The organism is Nonomuraea sp. NPDC050451 (assembly GCF_044458585.1).
Genome location: NZ_JBITHZ010000011.1, coordinates 291,999 through 314,346, shown reverse-complemented (window position 1 = coordinate 314,346; position 22,348 = coordinate 291,999). Strand labels below are relative to the sequence as shown.

Genomic DNA, 22,348 nt, shown 5'->3' with positions numbered 1-22,348 from the left:
CGCACGGGGCTCAGTGCATGAGCTTGGTGGTGAGGGCCACGCGGGAGCTCACCCCCAGCTTGGCGTACGCGTTCCCCAGGTGGTACTCGATCGTCTTCACGCTCAGCACCAGCTCCCTGGCCACCTGCCGGTTCGTCATCCCGGTCGCCACCAGCCGCGCCACCGCCTGCTCCTGCGGTGTCAGCCTCAGCAGCGGTGAGGCGCCCGACTCGGCGCGCGGCAGCCCGCAGGCGCTCAGCTCCTGCTCGCACCGCCCCACGTACGGCGCCGCGCCCAGTTTGGCGAACAGGCCGAGCGCCAGCTCCAGGTGCGACTGGGCCTGCCGGCGGCGGCCCAGCCTGCGCAGGAACCGCCCGTACGCCAGCCGCAGCCGGGCCTCGTCGAACGGCAGCCCGGCCCCCGCCCCGGCGTGCGCGAGAGCGGTGGTGAAGGCGGTGTCGGCCAGGGTGTTCTCGTGGCGGGCCGCGTGCAGGCCGCCCCGGCAGCGGGCCGCCGTGGCCAGTGCCGAACGCCTGCCGCGCCGCTCCGCCAGCCGCTCGACCGCCGTCAGGCAGGTCTCGGCCCGGTCCAGCTCGCCCAGCCCCACCAGGGCGTCGATGAACAGGTCGAGCCACTGCACGATGCCCGGCTCGTACACGATGTCGTGCACCCCCACCGCCTGCAGCGGCTCCAGCGCCGCCACCGTCGCGGCGTGGTCGCCCCTGGCGGTGGCCAGGTGCGCGGCGGCGCTGCACCCGTGCGCGAGCGCCGCCACCGAGTCCGCGCTGACCACGGCCGCCCGGACGTGGGACTCCGCGAGCGCCCAGTCGCCGCGCGAGGCCGGGACGAGCGCGGCCAGCCCGTGGCAGATGGGCGAGAGCCACCGCTGGTCGGCGTCGTCGGCCACGGACGCCGCGGTCCCGGTGTGCAGGGCGGCGTCGTCCCAGCGGCCGGAGCGGTACTCGACCTGCCCCAGCATGGCCGTGGCCAGCATGCGGAACGGGACCGAACGCTCCCCGCACGCCGCCACCACCCCCGACAGGTCGGCCAGCCCGCCCGCCAGATCGTCGGAGCAGGTGCGCAGCAGCCCGCGGCCGAGCAGGGCGTCCAGGTCGGCGATGGTCGCCGACGCGGGCGGCGGCAGGTCGGCGGTCGCGGCCAGGGCCGCGTCGATCTCGCCGGAGACGGCCAGGCCGGTGAGCTGGGTGAAGCGGTTGTAGTCGATGCTGAGGCGGTAGCCGGGGGAGTTGCGGGCGCGTTCGGCCCAGTGGGCGGCCTGCCTGCCCTCGGCCTTGACCAGGCAGAGCATGGCGAGCTGCTGCGCCGCTCGCGCCGCCAGGCCCGACTCGAGCGGACCGGCCTGCTCCCAGGCCGTGATGAGCTGCGCCCGCGCCTCCTCGACCTGGCCGCGCACCATGGCCAGGTGACCGAGGGCGTAGCCGCGCACCGCCGGGTGCGCGTCCTCGGGCAGGCTCGCGGTCAGCCCGGCCGCCTCGTCCACCCGACCGTCCAGCAGCAGCGCCTCCACCGCCTCGGCGGCCAGCGGCGCGGGGTCGCCCGACAGCTCCGCCGCCGCCTTCAGGTGCTCGGCCGCGCCGCCGAACGCGCCGAGCCGTACCTGCGCCCGGCCCAGCTCCGCCAGCTCGGCGGCCAGCTCCGGGCTCGGGCCCGCCACCGCCTCGATACGGTGCCGCAGCCGCGCCTGCTCGCCCTCCGCCACCAGCGCCGCCCGCGCGTGCAGGGCCGAGCGCTGCGCCGGGCCCAGGTCGCGGTAGACGGCCGCGCGCATGAGCGGATGCGCGAACGCCGCCACGGGCCCGCGCGAAGAGGACCGTTCCAGCAGTACGCCCTCGCGCACCGCCTGTTCGAGCGCCTGCAGCGGCTCGGCCACCCCGGCCACCCGCGCCGCCAGGTGCAGCGGGCACGACATGCCCAGCACGCTGACCGCGCCGACCAGCTCCCGCACCGGCGGCGCGCATCTGGCCACCTTGGCCAGCACCAGCATCGTGTACGACAGGGGCGCCGGCAGCGGCTGGGCCAGGTCGTCCAGCGCCTGCAGGGGCACCTCCTCCAGCAGCGCCCGCAGGTGCAGCGGCACGCCCTCGGTGTGGGCGACCAGCCTGGCCACCGCCCGCTGGGACACCCGCCCGCCGACCAGGGCGGCCACCTCCGGCTCTCGCAGTCCGCGCAGCCGCAGCCGGTGGGTGGTGTCGGCCGAGATGAGCCGCCGCAGCCCCTCGGGGCCCGGCAGCGTGGCGGCCTCGCGCAGCATGAGCACCGCCATGACCCGGTCCACGCGCAGCCTGCGCAGGCAGAACGTCAGCGCCCGCAACGTCGGCGCGTCCGCCCAGTGCACGTCGTCCACGACCAGGCAGAGCGGCTCGCTGGCCTGCCGCTCGCTCAGCTCCGGCAGCAGCGCCGCCCCGACCGCCAGCGGATCGGGCGGCTCCGCCGTGGCCGGCGCCTCGATCTGCTCGGGGAGCCCGCCGAACAGCCTGGTCAGCGTCCCGTACGGCAGCAGCGCCTCGCCCTCGTCGCCGTCGGTGAACAGCACGTTGCCCGTCCCGCACGTCTCCAGGAACCGCTGGACCAGCGTCGTCTTCCCGATCCCCGCCGGTCCCTCGACCACGACGAGCCTGGGCAGTCCGGCGCGGGCGCGCTCGAACTCCGCCGCCAGGCATCGGAGCTCCTGATCCCGTCCGACGAACGTCATACCGGCCTCCGCACGCTGGGAAATCCAACGTTGCGCGGCGCGGCGGGCGGCTCAAGTAAGACTTGCCTGTCCCCTTGTCCAGAGGATGCGCGAAAATCAGGGGTTATCCCCAGGTGCCGCCCCAAGTCGCCGGGCCGGTCCGGGTCCCCGTGGCCGCTCCGCGGGCGGCCGGACCTGCCGCGCGGGCTCCAAGGTCCGAACTCCAGGGGAATCCCCGGGGCGCTCCCTGAAGCGCGGGGCCCCGAGGCGGCGGATCATGTGAGCGGGCCCCAATGGGAGGGGTGCGGGCGAGGGCTGTCGGCGGTTCGCGCAGAACGGCCCCGGTCCTCGCCGCGCAGGAGGGCACGCCTCCCGTACCCGTGTCACCACCGTCACACGGGGGAGGCCGCACGGGGCGGTCACGAGCGTAGCCACACGTGGCCGCCCCGATCCCGTTCATCGCCGCGCCGGGGCTCGAGGGTGCCCGGGCCTTTACCGATCTGTGCTTCACGCCATCATTGCACTGTGTGATAGTAATGTGACGTTGCGTATCCGATGAGTTTCGGGAGATTCTTCATGGTGGCGTACACGCTCTCAGTCGTGGCGGCGGTGGGCGCGGTGGCGCTCACCGCGCTGATCTTCAGGAAGGTCAAACGAGCCGGAGAGGATCGCGACCCCAACGGCCCGTCCGCCGCGCACGCGGGAGCGATGCTGTCGGCCATGTTCCTGCTGGTCTTCGCCATCGCGATCATCGTTCCCTGGACCACGGCGGACGCCGCCCGCCTCAACACCCACACCGAGAGCCAGGCCGCCGTCGACGCCTACTGGGCGGCCGACGCCCTGCCGGGCACCGCGCCGCAGGACGTGCGCAGGGCGCTGCGCGACTACATCACGTTCGTGGTCAGGGACGAGTGGCCGCTCATGGCCGAGGGCCGGATGGACCCGGTCGGCGCCGCCAGGATGGACGAGCTGCGCGGCCGCGTCACCGACCTGCAGGTGAGCGGCGACAAGCAGGACGACGCCAAGAACGCCGTGCTGGAGAAGCTCAGCGCGATCTCCACCGCGCGGGCCCAGCGCACCGCCGACGCCGCCGCCACGCCTCCGGAGGGGCTGCTGCACCTGACCGTCCTCACCGGGGCCCTGGTCGTCGTCTTCCCGTTCCTGGCCGGGGCCAGGCCGAGGGGGCTGGCGATGCTGCCGCTGCTGGCGACGGCCGCACTGCTGGGCTTCGGCATCTACCTGACGTGGGACATCTCCCACGCCTTCGCCGGGCCGCTGGCCGTCGGGCCCGAGGCGTTCCAGGGGGCGTTGCAGGAGTTCACCCGCATCGGCGGGGGAGTGTGAGCATGGGCGTCCGGCGTGCTCCGCTGCTGTTCGCCGTCGCCCTGGCCGCCGTGACCGTCGCTGGTCCCGCCGCGGCCGACGGGGTGCCGTGGCCGCGCCCGGTGCCGCAGGTGACCGTCCGCCCGCCGGCACCCCCGAAGAACGTGACCGTCGGCCCCACGGTGACGGTGCCCCGGGTCCGGACTCGGCGCTGGCCCAGGCCGAAGGTGTCGATCTCGGTGCCGCCCCGCAAGCGCTGGGCGCCGCCCGCGGTCGTGCTGCCGGACGTGACGGTCTACCGGGACGGCGTGTGCACGGCAGAGGTCCAGGTGGGGGAGTGCCCGCGCAGGAGAGCGGGCCGGGTGCGCCCGTCCGCCCCCTGGGTGGCGCCGGTGCCGGTGCCGACGCCCACCCCCAAGAAGACGCCCAAGCCGAAGGCGACCGTCCCGCTGACGCGCTACCAGCATGCCGAGGCAGGCCCGTCCCGGCGCAAGAGCCCGCTGAACACCGTGCTGGTGATGACCGTGGTGGTGTCGGCGATCACCTCGACGACGGCCGTGGCCTTCCGCTCCCGCCGCTGATCCGTTATTCGCGTGCCTCGTCCCGGTGCCGCGTGACACACTGACCGCCGGGCCCGGAGATCATCGTTCGGGCCTGGGCGGTGATCGGGGGAGAGGCGGCCGTGGCCGACGAAGAGGTGCTGACCGGTGGCGGCGTCAACCACGTGGTACGGGTCGGCTCGACCGTGCGGCGGCCGGCGGGCGCCTGGACCCCGGCCGTGCACGCGCTGCTCGGCCACCTCCGGGCGCGCGGGTTCACCGGCGCGCCCCGAGCGCACGGGATCGACGGCGAGGGGCGGGAGATCCTGGACTTCGTGCCCGGCGAGGTTCCCGGCCATCCGCTGCCGGAGTGGGCCTTGACCGACGACGCGCTGGCGGCCGCGGGCACGCTTCTGCGGGAGTATCACGACGCCACGCTCGGTTTCTCCGTCGATCCCGGTTTTTCGTGGTACTTCCCGCCGGTGGGCCCGGCGGAGGTGATCTGCCACGGGGACGTGGCCACGTACAACTGCGTGTTCCGCGACGGGCTGCCGGTCGCGTTCATCGACTTCGACACCGCGCACCCGGGGCCGCGGATCTGGGACGTGTCCTACGCCGCCTACCGGTTCGTCTCGCTCAGCGATCCCCGGCACGGAGGAGTGGGCTCGTGGCCGGTGGCGGAGCAGGCGCGGCGGCTGCGGTTGTTCGCCGACGCGTACGGGCTCGGCGACGCGGACCGGCACGCGCTCCCGTCCACCGCGCGCGCCCGGCTGGAGCACCTCGTCCGCCACATGTACGACCAGGCAGCCGCCGGCGACGAGGCGTTCGCCGGGCACATAGCCCGGGGCGACGACCGGTTCTACCATGCGGACATGGCGCACCTGGCCCGCTGCGAGTCCGCGTTCCGGTCCGCCCTTGTGACACCCTGATGAGCGGTCCAGCCGCGGCACGCCCGTCGAGGCGAGGAGGCACGATGCCGGACAACCCCAGGCGCGCCACCCTGGCCACCGTCGCCGCCTCGGCCGGCGTGTCGGTCGCGACCGTCTCCAAGGTGCTCAACGGCCGCAGCGACGTCGCGCCCGCCACCCGGTCCCTGGTGGAGTCGCTGCTGCGGGAGCACGAGTACGTCCCGGCCACGGGGCGCCGCGAGCTGTGCGGAAGCGTCGAGCTGCAGTTCGACGACGACCTGAACGCCTACTCCATCGAGATCATCCAGGGCGCGGTGCAGGCCGGGGCCGAGATCGGCGTCGGGATCGTCGTCAGCGTCAAGAAGGACGCCGGCCACAGCACCGCCTGGGTCCGCGACCTGGTGGCCGCCGGCCGCACCGCGCTGATCGCCGTCACGTGCGAACAGCTGGCCGCCCAGCAGGTGGCCGCGCTGGCGCGGGCCCGCCTGCCGCTGGTGCTGATCGACCCGCTGAACCTGCAGAGCGCCAGCGTGACCAGCGTCGGCTCCACGAACTTCGCCGGCGGGCTGGCCGCCACCCGCCACCTGCTCTCGCTCGGCCACCGCCGCATCGCCTACGTCGGCGGCCCGTCCACCGCCGCCTGCAACCAGGCCCGGCTGCACGGCTACCGCGCCGCCCTGGAGGCCGAGGGCGCGCCGGTGGTCCCCGGCTACGTGTGGACCGGCCAGTTCCGCTACCACGACGGGCTGCTGGGCGGCGCGGCCGTCCTCGACCTGCCGCGGGCGCCGACGGCGATCTTCGCGGGCTGCGACGAGGTGGCCCTGGGGGTCATCGAGGCCGCCCGGGCGCGCGGGCTGCGCATCCCCGAGGACATCAGCGTCGTGGGCTACGACGACACCCAGGTCGCCCGGATGGCCTCGCCGCCGCTGACCACGGTCCGCCAGCCGCTGCGCGAGATGGGCGGGATGGCGCTGCGCACCGCGTTGCGGCTGGCGGCCGGCGAGAAGATCGACTCCCGTCACGTGGAGCTGGCCACCGAGCTCATCGTCCGCGGTTCCACGGCACCCGTGCCCGGGTGAGGTCAACCAATCGCGCCCCATTCGCATCAAAGGTCACGTGGAAAGTCTGGCACCGGGTGATCCGGTCAAGATCGGCAAATACTGGCTCGCCGGGCGGCTCGGCTCCGGCGGCCAGGGTGTCGTCTATGAGGCGTACGACGGCGACGGCGGCCGGTACGCGCTCAAGGTGCTGCACTCGGAGGTACGCGACCGGCTGGCCAAGGAGGCCGCCGCCGCCCGCCGGGTCGCGTCCTTCTGCACCGCCAGGGTGATCGACGCCGACCCGGCCGCCACCCCGCCGTACATCGTGAGCGAATACGTCGAGGGCATGGACCTGAGGCGGGCCGGGCGGCGGTTCGCGGGCGACGACCTGCACCGGCTGGCCACCGCCGTGGCGACCGCGCTGACCGCGATCCACGAGGCCGGGGTCGTGCATCGGGACCTCAAACCGGACAACGTCCTGCTCGGCCCCGACGGGCCACGCGTGATCGACTTCGGCATCGCCCGCACCGAGGAGATGTCGCGCACGGCCGGCGACTACATCGCGGGCACGCCCACGTACATGGCGCCGGAGGTCTTCTCCGGAGGCAGGGCCGGCGCCGCGGCCGACGTGTTCGCCTGGGGCGGGATCATGGTGTTCGCCGCCACCGGGCAGGACCCGTTCAGGGCGGAGACCCTCGCGGGGGTCATGCACCGCGTGCTCACCTTCGAGCCCGACCTCGGCGCGCTGCCCGCGTCGCTGCGGCCGCTGGTGGCGGCGGCGCTGAGCAAGGACCCCGGGCGGCGGCCGAGCGCGCGGGGGCTGCTGCTCGCCCTCGTCGGCGGCGCGATCGACCCGCTCGGCGAGGGCAGCCAGCGCGGCGAGGGCCTGCGGGGCGCCGCGGCCGACCCGGGGCTCGGCACGCTCGCCGAGGACGCCTACGACCTGCTCGCCCCCGAGGAGCGCGAGCTGGTGCCCGACCTGCTGCTGCGGCTGATCACGATCGACGGCGACGGCACGGAGACCGTACGGCGCGCGTCCGTGGACGACCTGCTCCCCGAGCGGCCCGAGGAGCGGCGGCGCATCCTGGACGTCTTCGGCTACATCCTCACCGAACGCGACGGCGAGGTGAGCATCGTCCGCCCGGCCGTGCTGCGCGCCTGGCCCAGGCTGCGCGGCTGGGTGGAGGCCGACCGGCACGGGCTCGGCGTCCTGCCCGAGATCTCCCGCGCCGCCCACGCCTGGCACGACCACGGCCGCAAGGACGGCGATCTGTTCCAGGGCAGCAGGCTCGAGGCCGTGCTCGGCTGGGCCGCCACCGGCCGGAACCAGGTGACGCTGACCCCGCTCGAACGCGACTTCCTGGCCGCCGCGAGCGGCGTCACCCGGCGCCGGGCCGGCCGCCGCCGCCTGCTCACCGTGGCGCTGGCGGGACTGCTGGTGGTGGCGGTGATCGGCGCCGGGGTCGCGGTGCAGCAGGGACGCCAGGCCGCCGAGCAGCGCGACCAGGTGGCGGCCGAACGCGACCGCGCCCGTGGCCGCGAGCTGGTCCACCAGGCCGCCGACCTGCGCACGGTGAACCCCGTGCGGGCCATGCTGCTGAGCGTCGCCGCCTGGCGGCTGGCCCCGGGCACCGACACCCGCTCCAGCCTCACCTCGGCCGTCTACCAGCGCGAGACCACGGCGTTCAGCCCGCCCGCCGACGAGGGCGCGGCCACGCGGGCGGTCAGCGGCGACGGCCGCGTCCTCGCCGCCGTGAGCGAGCGCGGAGTGCGCGTGTACGAGGTCGCGACCGGCCGCCAGATCGCCTCCTGGACCTCGCCGCGGCTGGCCGAGGGCGTGAACCAGGTGGCGCTGAGCCGTACCGGCCGGCTGCTGGCGATCGTGGCCGGCCCGGCCATGACCGTGTGGCAGACGCGCACCGGCCGCCTCGTCGGCGTCAAGAAGAAGCCGGGCGACGACCCGGAGCTGCTCCGCCCCGATTTCGGCGACCAGGACTCGCTGCTGTCGATCAGCGTCACCGACGGCGCGACGGACCTGTGGGACGCCGAGCGCGGCCGCGAGCTCCCCACCAAGGAGTGGGGCGAGTTCATCCAGTTCACCGTCGCCTCCTCGGGCAGGCTGGTCGCGACCGTTGCGCCCCCGGGGCAGACGATCCGCGTGTGGCGGCTGCCGGGCATGCGGCGCGTGCCCGCTCTCGAGAAGGGCTGCGGCACGGAACCGGTCGTGGGATTCAGCGCGGACAGCCGGCTCATGTACTGCGCCGGGGAGCGGTTCCAGCTCCGGGACACCGCGTCGGGCAGGCTGGTCGCCGACTCGGAGGCGGAGGAGGACGGCTTGACCTGGGGGGAGGTAGTAAGCCAGGCGACCCCCGGCACCCGGTGGGTGGTCCGGCTCAGCGCCGACAACCAGCTGGTCGCCGGCGCGCGCGGGCAGCGCGTCTGGGTCTGGGACGTGACCACGCACCAGGAGATCCTCAGTTACGTGGCGCCGGGCGAGGTCACCGACGTGTGGTTCGACCCGACCGGCCAGACGCTGCGCTACCAGGTGGACGAGCGCATCGTCAGCCTCGCCCTGCGGCCCGGCACCGCGAGCACCCGGGCGCCCTCCGGAGCGCAGATCGACGCGATCAGCCCGGACGCGCGCCGGCTGCTGATCAGCACGTCGTCCGCGTACCGGACGTGGGACGTGGCCGCGCGGCGCTCGATCGCGTCGTACCCCAACCCCGGCAACCCGATGCCGTGGCTGTTCAGCCCCGCCAACGACAGCCTGGTCTTCCAGGACGGGGAGGCGATCATCGCGTACAGCCTCACCGACGGGCGGCGGCTGTGGTCGTTCGGGGGCATTCCGGCGTTCCTCCCCATGGGCGGGGCCTACAGCCGGGACGGCCGCCTGTTCGCGGCGGTCTTCGCGCAGAACAACCAGAAACAGGATGACTTCCGCCTGCGGGTGTGGGACGCGCGCACCGGGAAGGCGGTCAGCAGCGTGAAACTGCCGTTCGTCACCCGCGACTTCGTCTTCCTCGCCGACGGCAGGACGATCGCGTCGGCGAGCGGGCACTTCTACGACATCATGACCGGCAAGCCCGTCGGCAACGGGTTCGGCGCGGCGCGGAACCAGGGTTTCATGGTCGCCGATCCCACCGGGCGGCGGCTGGCCACGCACGACGGGCACCGCCTCAGCCTGTGGGACCTGAGTGCCCGGCGGCTCCTGGTGCCTGACCTGCGCGTTTCCGGCCTGGAATTCGACGCCGTCGTGTTCGCCCCCGGGGGTGACGTGATCGCCGTCTCCGACGTGGGCGGAGGGATCCATCTGTGGGACGTGGCGACCCGGCAGCCGCTGGGCGGGGAGATCCGGCTCGACAGCAGCGGCAGCGTGCACCTCATGGCCTTCACCGGCGACGGGAGGCTGCTGCGGGTGGTCGGCGAGTCGGAGCGGGTCCACGACCTGCCGGTCGCGCCGGAGGCGATGGTGAGCGCGGTGTGCGCGCGGGCCGGCCGCACGCTCAGTCCCCAGGAGTGGCGCGACTATCTGGGTGCCACGCCGTACCGGGACGTGTGCGCGAAGACGTGAGGGAAGAGCGCGGGCCCGGCGGCGGTTGCACCTGATCGTGGAAGAGACCGAGGTGGTGATGATCGGCGCCGGGCAGGCGGGGCTGTCCAGCGCGTACTTCCTGCGCCGGTTCGGGTTCGAGCCGGTCGTCCTGGACGCGGCCGGCGGGGCGGGAGGGGCGTGGCGACACCGGTCGCCGTCGCTGACCATGGACAAGGTGCACGGGATCTTCGACCTGCCCGGCATCGCCCGTCCCCCGGGCGTGGACGGGCGCCGTCCCGCCGCCGAGGCGGTCCCCGAGTACTACGCGGCCTATGAGGAGGAGCTGGGGCTGGACGTCGTACGGCCGGTGCGGGTCGCCTCCGTCCGGCACGGCGCCGACGGCCGGCTGGTCATCGGCACGGACGCGGGGGAGTGGTCGGCCAGGGCCGTGATCAACGCGACGGGCACCTGGACCCGGCCCCACTGGCCCTACTACCCCGGCGCGCCGGACTTCGCGGGCCGCCAGCTCCACTACGCGGGCTACCGGGGGCCGGAGGAGTTCGCGGGGCGGCGCGTGATCGTGGTGGGCGGCGGGGCGTCGGCGATGCACGTGCTGTCGGAGATCGCCGGGATCGCCGCCGGCACGGCCTGGGTGACGCGGCGGCCGCCGGTGTTCCGGGACGACGACTTCGGCGAGAACGCCAGGCGCGAGGCCGTCGCGCTGGTCGAGGAGCGCGTGCGCGCGGGGCTCCCGCCGCAGAGCGTGGTGAGCGTCACCGGCCTCGGCTACAGCACGGTCGTACGCGAGGCCCTGGCCAAGGGCGCGCTGGAACGTCTCCCCATGTTCCAGCGCATCACCGCGCACGGCGTCACCTGGTCTGACGGCCTCCACCTGGAGTCGGACACGATCATCTGGGCCACCGGCTTCCGCTCGGCGCTCGACCATCTCGCGCCGCTGCGGCTCAGGGAGCCGGGCGGTGGCATCAAGGTGGACGGCACCCAGGCCGTCAGGGAGCCGGCCCTGCAACTGGTCGGCTACGGCCCTTCGGCCAGCACGATCGGCGCGAACCGGGCCGGACGCACGGCCGCGCGCAACGTCCACGGATACCTGGCGCGGCAGGCTGCCTGACCGAACCTACTATGCGGAGTAGTAAAAATACCGATTGCGGCAGCGGGACGGTCACTCCTGCGAAGGGACTCGACACGGGGTGTGACCCCAGGTTAGCGTCCTGACATAAGGATCTTTATCCGGTCAGGAGGTCCCACATGGAAGTTCCCGGCTACACCGAGATCCGGGAACTCGGACACGGCGGGACAGGCCGGGTGATGCTCGCCGTACGGGACTCAGACGGGCTGGCCGTCGCGATCAAACACCTGTCCGAGCCGCTGCGCGCGGACGGGGAGTTCGTCGAGCGGTTCCGGGCGGAGGCCGAGGTCATCCGCGAGATCGACAGCCCGCACACCGCCCGCCTGCTCGAATACGTCGAGGGCCAGGACGACGCCGTCATCGTGATGGAGCTGGTCGACGGCGTCACGCTGCGGCGGCTGCTGGAGCACGAGGGCGCGACGGGCCCGGAGGCGGCGCTCGTGGTGCTGAAGGGCGCGCTGCTCGGGCTGGCCGAGGCGCACCGGCGCGGCGTCGTCCACCGGGACTTCAAACCCGAGAACGTCATCATCACCCAGGAGGGTGAGAGCAAGCTCGTCGACTTCGGCGTGGCGGCCCACTTCGGGGAGACGGCCGCGCTCGTCGGCACGCCCTCGTACATGGCGCCCGAGCAGTGGGACGACGCGCCGGCCAGCGCCGCGACCGACGTGTACGCGGCCACGCTGGTGTTCTTCGAGTGCCTGACCGGCCACCGCGCCTTCCAGGGCGAGAACGTGGCCGCGCTCGCCTACCAGCACCAGCACATCCTGCCCCAGCTGGGGGAGGTCGAGGAGCCGCTGCGGCCGCTGCTCGAACACGGCCTGGCCAAGGACCCGGCCGGGCGGCCCGCGTCGGCGGAGGCGTTCCTGGCCGAGCTGGAGGGGGTCGCGCTCGCCGAGTACGGCGACGAATGGGAGACCCGCGGGCGGGCCGGGCTCGGCATCCTGATGCTGCCGCTGGCCGCGCTGTTACCCAAGCCGCAACCGGTTGCCGAGAGCGCCACCAGCGTGGTGCAGAGCACGTTGGCGCCGGCGGCCAAGTTCGCGGTGACGGGCGGGCTGGTGCTGGCGACCACCGCCGCGGTCGTGTCGGCGTTCGTCATCCTGGGGGACTCGCCGGAGCCGGGTCCGGGCGCCGCGCTGCCGCCCGCCACGTCCGCCGCGCCGCAACCGTCGCGAACTCCCGCGCCCGCCTCGCCGACCTCCGCGCCGCCGACGTCCGCGCCGACTTCCTTCGGGCCCACTCCGAGCGTGCCGGTCACGGGGACGCCGCTCGTCACGTACGCCGGTCAGCCGACGGCTCCACCCACGGCCGGCCCCGGCGCGCGCCCTCCCACCGCCACCCGGGAGCCGACCGGCAGGCCCACGACGAGGGAGCCGACGAGAGAGCCGACGCGGTCCAGCCGGCCGACCGAGCGGCCCACCACGCGGCCGCCCACCAGCGAACCCCCGGCCACGAGACCCCCGACGACCAGGCCGCCGGACACCGACCCGCCCGCCACCCGGCCTCCGACCACGAGCGCGCCCGACCCCGGCACGCCGCCCGCGACCAGGAACAGGGATCCGCTCATCTCCGTCTCCGTCAAGGTGTCGGTGAACCTGCCGATCCTCGGGGGCGACGACGATGACGGGCTGCTGGACGCCGACATCGACCTCGGGCTGGGGTCGAGTCTCCTGGGGATGGTGGTCGTGCCCGGCTCGGTGCTGGTCGGGCGGCAGATCGTGGCACGGAGGGTACGGCGGCCGCGCGATACCGAAAAGTCGTGAGTTGTGTGCGGAGCGGGGTCATCCTCTACTATCAGCAGTCGGATAGAGGGCGTCCCCCCGGCCTGGATAACTGCTGACCGGAACCTGCCCTGCGGCTCGGGGTGAGGAGAAGTGTGGCGGTTGCGTCCCGCGCCGACCGGCTACGCGGCCTGGTCCGTAGGCTCTCCGCGGCGACGCTCGCCGTGGCGCTGCTGACGACGGGGGCTCCGGCGCAGGCCGCGCCCAAACCCTCGGTGAAGCAGCTCAAGAAGGAGCTGGCCGCACTCCAGAAGGAGTCGGACAAGCTCATCACCGACTACTACAGCAGCAGAATCGCCCAGCAAAAAGCCGAAAAATCGGAAAAGTCGGCGCGGGAGAAGCTGGCAGCGGCCCAGGCGGTCTACGACCGCGAGTCCGCCGAACTCCGCGCCATGGCCGTCGCCCAGTACATCGGCGGCGACCCCGGCCAGATCGCCATGCTCACCTCCGACCGGGACCCGACGTCCCTGCTCGGCCGGATGGCGCTCAACCAGCACCTCGTCACGCTCCAGGAGACCCGGCTGCGCGGCTACGCCCAGGTCAGGGACGCCCACCAGCAGGCCAAGGACGAGGCCGACGCGCGGGCCAAGGAGCTCACCGAGACGGTGGACGAGCTGGACAAGCGCAAGAACAAGGCCGAGAAGCAGATCGAGCGGATCAAGGACAAGATCGACCAGCTGTACATCGGGCCGGGCGTGCGGCGGCCGGACGGCACGTGGGTGCCGCAGCTGCCCGGCGGGGCCGACAACATCACGCCCCGGATGCGGCTGGTCAAGCAGCTCATCCAGGAGCGGTTCGGCGTCCCGAACGGGATCGGGTGCTACCGGGCCATCCAGGACGGCGGCGAGCATCCGCTCGGGCGGGCCTGCGACTTCATGCTGAGCCGCGGCGGCGCGATGCCGTCGGGGGCGGAGGTCGCGCGCGGCAACGAGATCGCGGAGTGGGCGATCAAGAACTCCAAGCGGCTGGGGATCATGTACATCATCTACCGGCAGCGGATCTGGCACGCCAGGACGGGCTCCTGGCGGACCATGTCGGACCGGGGCGGCACGACGGCCAACCACTACGATCATCCCCATATTTCCGTTTATTAGGGGGTATGGGCGATGCGCTACCGGCTGCTGGGCAACACCGGGTTACGGGTGTCGGAGCTGCTCCTCGGGGCGATGACGTTCGGGGAGCAGGGCGGGGTGGGCGCGCCGATCGAGGAGTGCCGCCGCATGCTCGACCTGTACGCCGACGCGGGCGGCAACGTCGTGGACACGGCGATCAACTACCGGGGCGGGGCCAGCGAGGCCATCGTGGGCGAGCTGCTCGAAGGCCGCAGGGACCGGTTCGTCCTGTCCACCAAGTACACCGTCAGCCGTGACGGCGCCGACCCGAACGCGGCCGGCAACCACCGCAAGAACCTGCGGCTCTCCCTCGAGACCAGCCTGCGCCGGCTCCGGACCGACTACGTGGACATCTACTGGGTCCATTTGTGGGACCGGCACACGCCGATCGAGGAGACGATGCGCGGTCTCGACGAGGCCGTGCGGTCCGGCAAAGTGCTCTATGTCGGCATATCCGATGCTCCGGCGTGGGTGGTGTCGCGGGCCAACACGATCGCCGAGTTCCGCGGGTGGGCGCCGTTCGCGGGGTTGCAGGTGCCGTACAGCCTGCTGCAGCGGGACATCGAGCGGGAGCTCCTGCCCATGGCCGAGTCGTACGGGATGAGCGTGACCGCCTGGAGCCCGCTGGCCGGCGGGATCCTGTCGGGCAAGTTCACCCGGGGGACGGCGCAGCCGGGGACTCGGGTGGCGGCCGACTCGGTCAGCGAGCACGACCACCAGGTGGCGCGGGCGGTGCAGGAGGTGGCCGGCTCGCTGGAGGCGTCGAGCTCGCAGGTGGCGATCGCGTGGACCCGGGCGCGGTCGCGGGCCGTGCTGCCGATCGTGGGGGCGCGGACGGTGGAGCAACTGGCTGACAACCTCGGGGCGGTGGACGTCGACCTTCCGGAGGATGCCGTACGACGCCTGGACGAGGCGACGGGCTTCACCCTCGGCTTCCCCGCCGACTTCATCGCACAGACCTCACCCTGGGTCTTCGGCGAAGCCTCCCACCACCTGGACGCCTGACCCTGCCGCCTCCCGCGTCGGTCGAGGCTCAGTGGTCGGCTCCGGAAGTCCTTCAGCGTGACGGTGGTACGCCGGCTCGGTGGGGGAGTCGGCTTTGGCCTCGGCGACTTGTGCAAGGGTGAAGCGCGCGGGCCGTCCCGAGCGTGGGCGGTCGGCCAGGGCGGGCAGCCGGCCTTGGGCGCCGCGCCAGGTGTTCACGTGCAGGCGGGTCTCGGCGGCGGTGACCACCACGGGCACGGCGGAGCAGGCGGGCATCGCGGAGCGGCAGCCGATTCTTCCAGGTCAGGCATGGCGGGCAAGGCCGCTGTGTGTCGCGCCCTGGTCGGACGAGGCGTCAGGGGATGGGCCCGAGCGCGGGTCAGTGCAGCGGCAGGGCGAACTGGCTGTCCGGTCCGGCCCCTTGGCTTGTGGGGTTCGGGATCAGGAGGAGCCGGATGCCTCCGGACGGCCGGCGCTGCTGCCGCGAGGTCCAGGCAGCCAGCGCCTCGATGGCGAGTTCGGTCTGCGTCCCGCTGAGCCACTGCGCCGGCGCGTCAGGGGCGACGCACGCCTCCTGATGTGCGGGCTCCGTGCGGAGAGTGAGGTCGGGGAAGCCGGCTGCGAGCGCGTCGGCCATATCGTCGGGTACGGGCCGGCACCACTCGACCGGGCCGTCGCTGTCGGCGCTCACCTCCCCGTGGAAGATCATGAACGGGGCTCCGGCGACCCCCTCGATCCGTGGGACGCCACCGCGGCGCAGGCGGTGGATGAACAGCTCCCGGCCCATGGGCACCAGCTCGTCCTGGTGCACCCGGCGGATGACGCTGAGGAGGCTTCGGGCGGGCATGTCGCGGACGGTGACCTCGTACATGGCGGACTTCTCTCCGTGAAGGCGGTCAACGAGGTGGCCGACCAGTTCGCGCTGGGCGGCGTGCTCGGCCTCGGTTCCGGCCCGGTAGGCGCGGATCTCCTCGGAGGCCGAGACTGCGTCCAGGGCCAAGATGTCCCGGATCCGGGCCGACGGGACGCGGATCCGGCGCAGCGAGGCCACCAGGCGGGCCTGATCGAGTTGCGTGTCCGCGCACCAGCCGCCGCAGGGCACCGCCGACTGCGGGCGGCCCATGCTGTCGCGCTCGCGCTCGTCGGCGCGGGGCGGTAGCCGGTGCCCGGGTCGACGCGGGCCGGCAACAGCAGCCCGAGCTCGTTGTACAGCCGCAGCGCCTTGGGCGACAGACGCGACAGACGCGCGAACTCACCGATGTTGAGCATGCCCATGGACGGCTCCCTCGTTCCGGGCGGTCACCCGGTCGCGACCACTGTGCGGCTTCCCCAAAGGTGAAGGTCAAGCGCACGCAGGACATGGCGACGGTTCGCGGAACGGGACAAAATGCCAGTCGGTCCGCCGGCTGCCTCTGACCAGCCGCCGGCACGACCGCATCCCTCCGGTCAACTTCCGAACGACTCCCGGAGCCGACCGCTCAGTCTTTGGCCAGGGCTGCCAGCAGCCGGTCCTCCGTGACCTCGGGCCCGACCAGCTGATCGGTGATCGCCCCGTCCCGCAGCACGACCACGCTGTCGCAGTTCTCCACCAGCTCGCTCACGTCCGACGAGATCAGCAGGATCGCCAGCCCGTCCACCGCCAGCTCGTCCAGCAGCGCCTGCATCTCCACCTTCGTCGCCACGTCCACGCCCCGGGTCGGCTCGTCGAGCAGCAGCACCTTCGGGTGCATGGCCAGCCACCGCGCCAGCAGCACCTTCTGCTGGTTCCCGCCCGACAGCTCCCCGGCGGGCTGCCGTGGGGAGACGGCCTTGATCCCGAGCCGCTTCATGAACGTCGCCACGATGCTGTCCACCCGCGCGTCCGACACGATCCCCGCCCGCGACAGCCGGGGCAGGGCCGCCAGCGCGATGTTGTCGCGCACCGACAGCGTGGGCACGATGCCCTCGGTCTTCCGGTTCTCGGGGACCAGGCCGACACCGGCGCGGATGGCGTCCCTGATCGACCACTTGCGGGAACGCGCCCCCGCCACCGTCACCTGGCCCGCGTCCACCGGCAGCACGCCCGCGATGGCCCGGGCCGTCTCGCTGCGCCCCGCGCCGAGCAGCCCGCCCAGGCCGATCACCTCGCCCGCCCGCATCGCGAGCGACACCCCGTCCAGTACGTGGTGGCGGGTCAGACCCTTGGCCTCGAGCACCGGCAGGTCGGCGGACTCGGCCGGCTCGCCGGTGTGCGGGGCGGGCTCCACGGGGTGGAACGGCCTTCCCAGCATGAGCGAGACCAGTCGCAACCGGTCGAGCCCCGCCAGCGGTCCCGTGTGCACGACCCGCCCCTCGCGCAGCACCGTGACCCGGTCGCAGATCCCGTACAGCTCCTCCAGCCGGTGCGTGACGTACACGACCGACCGGCCCTCCTCACGTAGCCGCCGCACGGCCCCGAACAGCGTCTCCAACTCGCCGTGCGCCAGCGCCGACGTGGGCTCGTCCATGATGACCACCCGCGCGTCCGCCGAGGCGGCCCTGGCCAGCGCGACGAGCTGGCGGGCGCCCTCACCCAGCGCGCCGAGCGGCCGGCGCACGTCCACCTCCAGCCCGTACGCGGCCAGCACCCGCTCGGCCCGCGCGTGCACGGCCGCGGAGTCGATCAGCCCGAGCCGCCCTCTGGGCTCCCTGCCCAGCAGGAGGTTACGGGCGACGCTCATGGTCGGTACGAGGTTCGTCTCCTGGTGGACGGTGGCGATCCCGGCCCGCTTGGCATCGGCCGGGCCGGCGAACCTGACCGGCTCACCCATGAGGCGCAGCTCGCCCGCGTCCGGCTGATGGACCCCGGAGAGCACCTTCACCAGGGTCGACTTGCCCGCCCCGTTGCCGCCGATCAGCGCATGTACCTCGCCGGGGCGCACGGACAGGGTGACGTGGTCGAGGGCGGTGACACCCTGGAACGTCTTGAGAACGCCTGCCACCTGTAGCACGGTTGCCTCCGCCTCGATGGTGGTCGAGGAAGGAAACGTTACAGTAACGGCCTTGTCACATTCGATCAGAAACGAGCGCAACCCGTCACCGGTCCCCCTCCAGCACAACAACGCAAACCGCCCAACCCCCGAAGCCCCGGCCCCAAAGAGATCAAGCCCCACCCCTCAACCTTCGACCCCCAGCCCACCCCTCAACCTTCGACCCCCAGCCCGACCCTTGACCTTCGACCCCCAGCCCCCACCCCTCGACCTTCGCCCCCCGCCCCGGCCTCCCCCCGAACCCTGGACCCCCGAACCCTCGACCCTCGACCCTCGCCCCCCGAGCCTCGACCTCCGAGCCCCGATGTCTGACCCCCGAGCCCCGCCCGTCCGCGCTTGCCTGTCGCGCTCGCCCGCCCGTTCGCGCTTGCCTGTCGCGCTCGCCCGCTCGTCTGCGCCTGCGGGCGTTTGCGCCCCCGGCCGTCTGCCTGGCCATGGTTGCCGCGCCTGCTCCGTGCCGGGCCTTCCCCCCGCGCATGCCACCCGCGGGGGCCGTGGACGGGCGGCGCCGCGGGGGTGGCTGGGCGGAGGAGGTCAGAACTGGGCGACGTGGAGGCGGACGCCGCGGGCGCTCAGGTCGTCGAGTACGTCCCGAGGCGCCGCGTCGTCCGTGACCAGGTGGTCGATGCGGTCCGGCGGCACCGTCTGGACCATCGTGTCCACGCCGACCTTGGTGTGGTCGGCCAGCACCACGACCTCCTCCGCGGCCGCCGCCAGCGCTCGGTCGACGCCCGCCACCTGCATGTTGGGCGTCGACAGGCCGCGCTCGGCCGTCAGGCCGTTGCCCGAGATGAACGCCCGGCGCACCCGCAGCCCCGCCAGCGAGTGCTCGGCGGCGCTGCCCACCAGGGCCAGGATCGAGCCGCGCAGCGTGCCGCCGGTGAGCATCACCTCGACCCGCGGCGATCCGGCCAGCACTTGGGCGACCAGCAGGGAACTGGTCACCACCGCCAGCTCGGAGTGCCTGGTCAGGCGGCGGGCGAACTCCTGCGTGGTGGTGCCGGGACCGATCACGATCGCGTCGCCGTCCTCGACGAGGGCGGCGGCCAGGTCGGCGATGGCGGCCTTCTCGGCGGACTCGAGTGACACCTTGTGCGCGTATCCGGCCTCGCGCGACAGCTCGCCCGGCAGGGTGGCGCCGCCGTGGTGGCGGTTGAGCAGGCCCTCCGACTCCAGCGCGCGCAGGTCGCGGCGGACGGTGACCTCGGAGGAGTGCACGGCCTGGGCGAGCTCGCGCAGCGACACGGCGCCGTTGGCGCGCACCAGCTCCAGGATGCGCTGCCGGCGCTCAGCGGCGAACACGGGCCTGCGTCCGTCGCTCTGCGTGTCGCTCACGTCCCGATCATAGTGGACAGGCCAAGATGAGTTCACCTCTGATCGTATGAGAACGAATTTGATCGAAAATCTTGACCGGCTCCGTCCGCAGGTGCTTACTTGAGAGCGTGTCAGGGTCAAAAGCTGTCCGAACCTGATCGGCGCGTTTCGAAAGGACCCCCCGTGCGCAAGCGCCTCGCGTTCCCGCTGGCCGTACTGATGTCACTGTTATGGCAGCCGTCGCTCCCCGCCACTGCCGCAGCTCCCGACCAGGCCGCCGCCGCCCTGAACGGGCTGCGCGGTGACTACTACCTCGCCTCCGGGGCGGGGAAGTTCGACTTCGCCGAGCTGAAGGCCAGCGTCGTCGACCCCAACCTGGAGCTGACAGACCTGAATCCGACGTTCAGGCTGCTGACCGGCAGGGAGGACGACGTCTCCGTACGGTGGACGGGTCAGATCCAACCCAAGTACTCCGAGACGTACACCTTCTCCATCATCGGCGACAACGGCTTCCGACTCTGGGTGGATGGCAAGCCGATCATCGACCACTGGGTGGACGACTGGGACCGGGAGCAGACCGGCACCCCGATCGCCCTGGAGGCGGGCAAGAAGTACGACTTCAAGGTCGAGTACTTCGAGCACTTCGGCGGTGCGAACCTGCGGCTGCGCTGGCAGAGCCCGAGCCAGCCGAAGCAGATCGTGCCCGCGGAGGCGTTCACGCTGCCCGAGGGGTTCGCGCCGCCCGGGCCGTCCGACGCCAGGGTGGACGCGGCCGGTGACGCCGCGACGCTGACGTTCGCCAAGCCCCTGGCAGCGCTGCCGGCGGACGCCCTGAGCAAGCTGGACGTCACGGTCGCAGGCACCAAGTGGCCCACCAGCTCCGCAACCCTGAAAAATCCGCAGACGGTGGAGCTGAAGCTCAAGTATCCGGTCCCGTCCAAGGCCGGCAGCACCGTCCGCGCCGCCTACAACGGCTCGGGCGGCCTCACCTACGCCGACGGCAGCGCGGTCGAGGCCTTCCCGTACGCCTACGTCGCCAACGGCTCCGCCTACATCCTGCGGACGAAGTGGTCTGACGACGTCAACCCGGCCGCCCCGCTGCCCGAGTACCCCCGGCCCCAGCTCGTCCGGGACCGCTGGCGCAGCCTCAACGGCAAGTGGCAGTTCGCCCCCGCCAAGGCGGACGAGGCCGCGCCCGTCGGCCGTGATCTGCCCGAACGCATCGTCGTGCCGTACCCGGTGGAGTCGCAGCTGTCCGGCATCGGCCGGCACGAGGAGCGCATGTGGTACCGCAGGACGTTCGACGTGCCCCGCTCGTGGCGCGGCGAGCGGCTGCTGCTGCACCTCGACGCGGTGGACTGGCAGTCCACGGTGTACGTGAACGGCAAGCAGGTCACCACCCACAAGGGCGGCTACGGCCGGATCACCGCGGACGTGACCGACGCGCTCAAGCGCAGCGGCCCGCAAGAGCTCATCGTCGGCGTGTACGACCCGACCGACGCCGGCGCCCAGGCCATCGGCAAGCAGCGGCTCGACCCGAGCGGCATCTGGTACACCGCGAACTCCGGCATCTGGCAGACCGTCTGGATCGAGCCGGTCGCCAAGCAGCGCATCGACCGCGTCGACACCGTGCCCGACCTGCGAGGCCAGGCACTCTACGTGACCGTCCAGGGAACCGGCGGCAAGGCGACGGTCATCGCCAGGGACGGCCGCCGCGTCGTGGGCAAGGTGACCGGCCAGGTGGGCCGCGAACTCAGACTCCCGGTGCCGAACCCCAAGCTCTGGACCCCGGACAACCCACACCTGTACGACCTGGAGGTCAAACTCAAGGACGACAAGGTCGAGTCCTACTTCGGGATGCGCTCCATCGCGGTCTCCGGCAACCGCATCCTGCTGAACGGACAGCCCGTCTTCCAGCTCGGCCCCCTCGACCAGGGCTTCTGGCCGGACGGCATCTACACCCCGCCGACCGACGAGGCGCTGCGGTACGACCTGGAGCAGACCAAGGCGCTCGGCTTCAACGCCGTCCGCAAGCACGTCAAGGTCGAGTCCGACCGCTGGTACTACCACGCCGACAAGCTCGGCCTGCTGGTCTGGCAGGACATGCCGGCGGCGTTCCGCACGGATGACAGACCCCAGTACGAGGCCGAACTGCGCGAACTCGTCGACCAGCACCGCAGCAGCCCGTCGATCATCATGTGGGTGCCGTTCAACGAGGGGTGGGGCCAGTACGACCAGGCGCGCATCGCCGATCTGGTCAAGAGCTGGGACCCGTCGCGCCTGGTGAACAACATGAGCGGGATCAACTGCTGCGGCGCGGTCGACGGCGGCAACGGCGACGTCAAGGACTTCCACATCTACCCGGGCCCCGGCAACCCCGGCAAGCCGTCGGGGACGCGGGCGAACGTGCTCGGCGAGTACGGCGGGCTCGGCCTGCCGCTGATCGGCCACACCTGGTCGGGCGGCGGCTGGGGCTACGCGGTCGAACCCGACCCGGAGGCCCTCACCACCCGATACGTCGGGATGGTCAAGGAGCTCGAGCGACTGCACGCCTGCGAGCAGCTCAGCGCCGCGATCTACACCCAGACCACGGACGTGGAGACCGAGCTGAACGGTCTGATGACGTACGACCGGGCGGTCACGAAGCCGGACGTGAAGCGCGTACACGACGCCAACACGGCCCTGACGAGCGCCATCAACCCAGCCTGCACCTGAAACACCGCAGCTGGGCCACTGCACCGGTAACACGGCGCAGCTGCGACGCCGCACCTGAAACACCGCACCTAGAAACGAAAACCGCGCCTGAAAGACCGCGCCTGAAACACCGCGCGTGGAAGGCCGTACGCGGGACACCGCGTCTGGAAGCCACGTGCGTAGCTCCTGCTCGAACTTCGGGCGCCGAGCCCCGCCTCAACCGCGGGCGTGAACACGGCGCTCGCGGGTGAACGCCGGTCGTCCGGGCCCCTGTGGTCCGGGCGCCGGGCCTGAT

General features: G+C 72.8%; 14 protein-coding genes and 1 pseudogene. 10 read left to right on the top strand and 5 right to left on the bottom strand.

Annotation, left to right across the window (positions count from 1 at the left end; all coding sequences use genetic code 11):
* Positions 1 to 10: 10 nt before the first annotated feature.
* Positions 11 to 2,692: a helix-turn-helix transcriptional regulator gene (locus ACIBI9_RS31765; protein ID WP_397227233.1), complete on the bottom strand. Its 2,682-nt coding sequence runs from the start codon at positions 2,690 to 2,692 to the stop codon at positions 11 to 13.
* Between the two features lie 534 nt (positions 2,693 to 3,226).
* Here ACIBI9_RS31765 and ACIBI9_RS31760 point away from each other — a divergent pair.
* From ACIBI9_RS31760 to ACIBI9_RS31720, 9 genes are all read left to right on the top strand, one after another.
* Complete coding sequence (locus tag ACIBI9_RS31760) at positions 3,227 to 4,015, top strand: hypothetical protein (protein ID WP_397227231.1); 789 nt, start codon at positions 3,227 to 3,229, stop codon at positions 4,013 to 4,015.
* Between the two features lie 2 nt (positions 4,016 to 4,017).
* Positions 4,018 to 4,575 carry a hypothetical protein gene (locus tag ACIBI9_RS31755; RefSeq protein WP_397227229.1) on the top strand — a complete coding sequence of 186 codons (558 nt, stop codon included), beginning with the start codon at positions 4,018 to 4,020 and terminating at the stop codon, positions 4,573 to 4,575.
* 101 nt (positions 4,576 to 4,676) lie between these two features.
* Positions 4,677 to 5,462, top strand: a complete 786-nt coding sequence (locus ACIBI9_RS31750) for a phosphotransferase (RefSeq protein ID WP_397227227.1) — start codon at positions 4,677 to 4,679, stop codon at positions 5,460 to 5,462.
* Between the two features lie 44 nt (positions 5,463 to 5,506).
* The gene (locus tag ACIBI9_RS31745) at positions 5,507 to 6,520 is read left to right on the top strand and encodes a LacI family DNA-binding transcriptional regulator (RefSeq protein ID WP_397227225.1); all 1,014 of its coding nucleotides are present in this window, start codon (positions 5,507 to 5,509) and stop codon (positions 6,518 to 6,520) included.
* A gap of 37 nt (positions 6,521 to 6,557) precedes the next feature.
* Positions 6,558 to 10,052 (top strand): protein kinase, encoded by a 3,495-nt coding sequence (locus ACIBI9_RS31740; protein ID WP_397227223.1) that lies wholly within the window; start codon positions 6,558 to 6,560, stop codon positions 10,050 to 10,052.
* Positions 10,053 to 10,089: 37 nt separating this feature from the next.
* Entirely contained in the window at positions 10,090 to 11,142 is a 1,053-nt protein-coding gene (locus ACIBI9_RS31735) for an NAD(P)-binding domain-containing protein (RefSeq protein ID WP_397227221.1), read from the top strand.
* A gap of 137 nt (positions 11,143 to 11,279) precedes the next feature.
* Positions 11,280 to 12,923 carry a protein kinase gene (locus tag ACIBI9_RS31730; protein ID WP_397227219.1) on the top strand — a complete coding sequence of 548 codons (1,644 nt, stop codon included), beginning with the start codon at positions 11,280 to 11,282 and terminating at the stop codon, positions 12,921 to 12,923.
* A 113-nt stretch (positions 12,924 to 13,036) separates the two neighbouring features.
* On the top strand, positions 13,037 to 14,035 hold the full coding sequence (locus ACIBI9_RS31725) for a coiled-coil domain-containing protein (RefSeq protein WP_397227217.1): 999 nt from the start codon (positions 13,037 to 13,039) through the stop codon (positions 14,033 to 14,035).
* 12 nt (positions 14,036 to 14,047) lie between these two features.
* Positions 14,048 to 15,058, top strand: coding sequence for an aldo/keto reductase (locus ACIBI9_RS31720; RefSeq protein WP_397227215.1), 1,011 nt, complete (start codon positions 14,048 to 14,050; stop codon positions 15,056 to 15,058).
* 358 nt (positions 15,059 to 15,416) lie between these two features.
* Here the strand turns inward: ACIBI9_RS31720 and ACIBI9_RS31715 are convergent, their stop codons facing one another.
* The 4 genes and pseudogenes from ACIBI9_RS31715 to ACIBI9_RS31700 form a co-directional block, all read right to left on the bottom strand.
* Positions 15,417 to 16,160: a hypothetical protein gene (locus ACIBI9_RS31715; protein WP_397227329.1), complete on the bottom strand. Its 744-nt coding sequence runs from the start codon at positions 16,158 to 16,160 to the stop codon at positions 15,417 to 15,419.
* An 80-nt stretch (positions 16,161 to 16,240) separates the two neighbouring features.
* Positions 16,241 to 16,306 (bottom strand): annotated as a pseudogene (locus ACIBI9_RS31710) (hypothetical protein); the annotation flags it as partial.
* 209 nt (positions 16,307 to 16,515) lie between these two features.
* On the bottom strand, positions 16,516 to 17,997 hold the full coding sequence (locus ACIBI9_RS31705; RefSeq protein WP_397227213.1) for a sugar ABC transporter ATP-binding protein: 1,482 nt from the start codon (positions 17,995 to 17,997) through the stop codon (positions 16,516 to 16,518).
* Positions 17,998 to 18,579: 582 nt separating this feature from the next.
* A complete protein-coding gene (locus tag ACIBI9_RS31700; RefSeq protein WP_397227211.1) occupies positions 18,580 to 19,380 on the bottom strand; it encodes a DeoR/GlpR family DNA-binding transcription regulator in 801 nt (266 codons plus the stop codon).
* A gap of 162 nt (positions 19,381 to 19,542) precedes the next feature.
* Between ACIBI9_RS31700 and ACIBI9_RS31695 the strand changes: the two genes are divergently transcribed.
* Positions 19,543 to 22,074: a PA14 domain-containing protein gene (locus tag ACIBI9_RS31695; protein ID WP_397227209.1), complete on the top strand. Its 2,532-nt coding sequence runs from the start codon at positions 19,543 to 19,545 to the stop codon at positions 22,072 to 22,074.
* Positions 22,075 to 22,348: the final 274 nt, after the last annotated feature.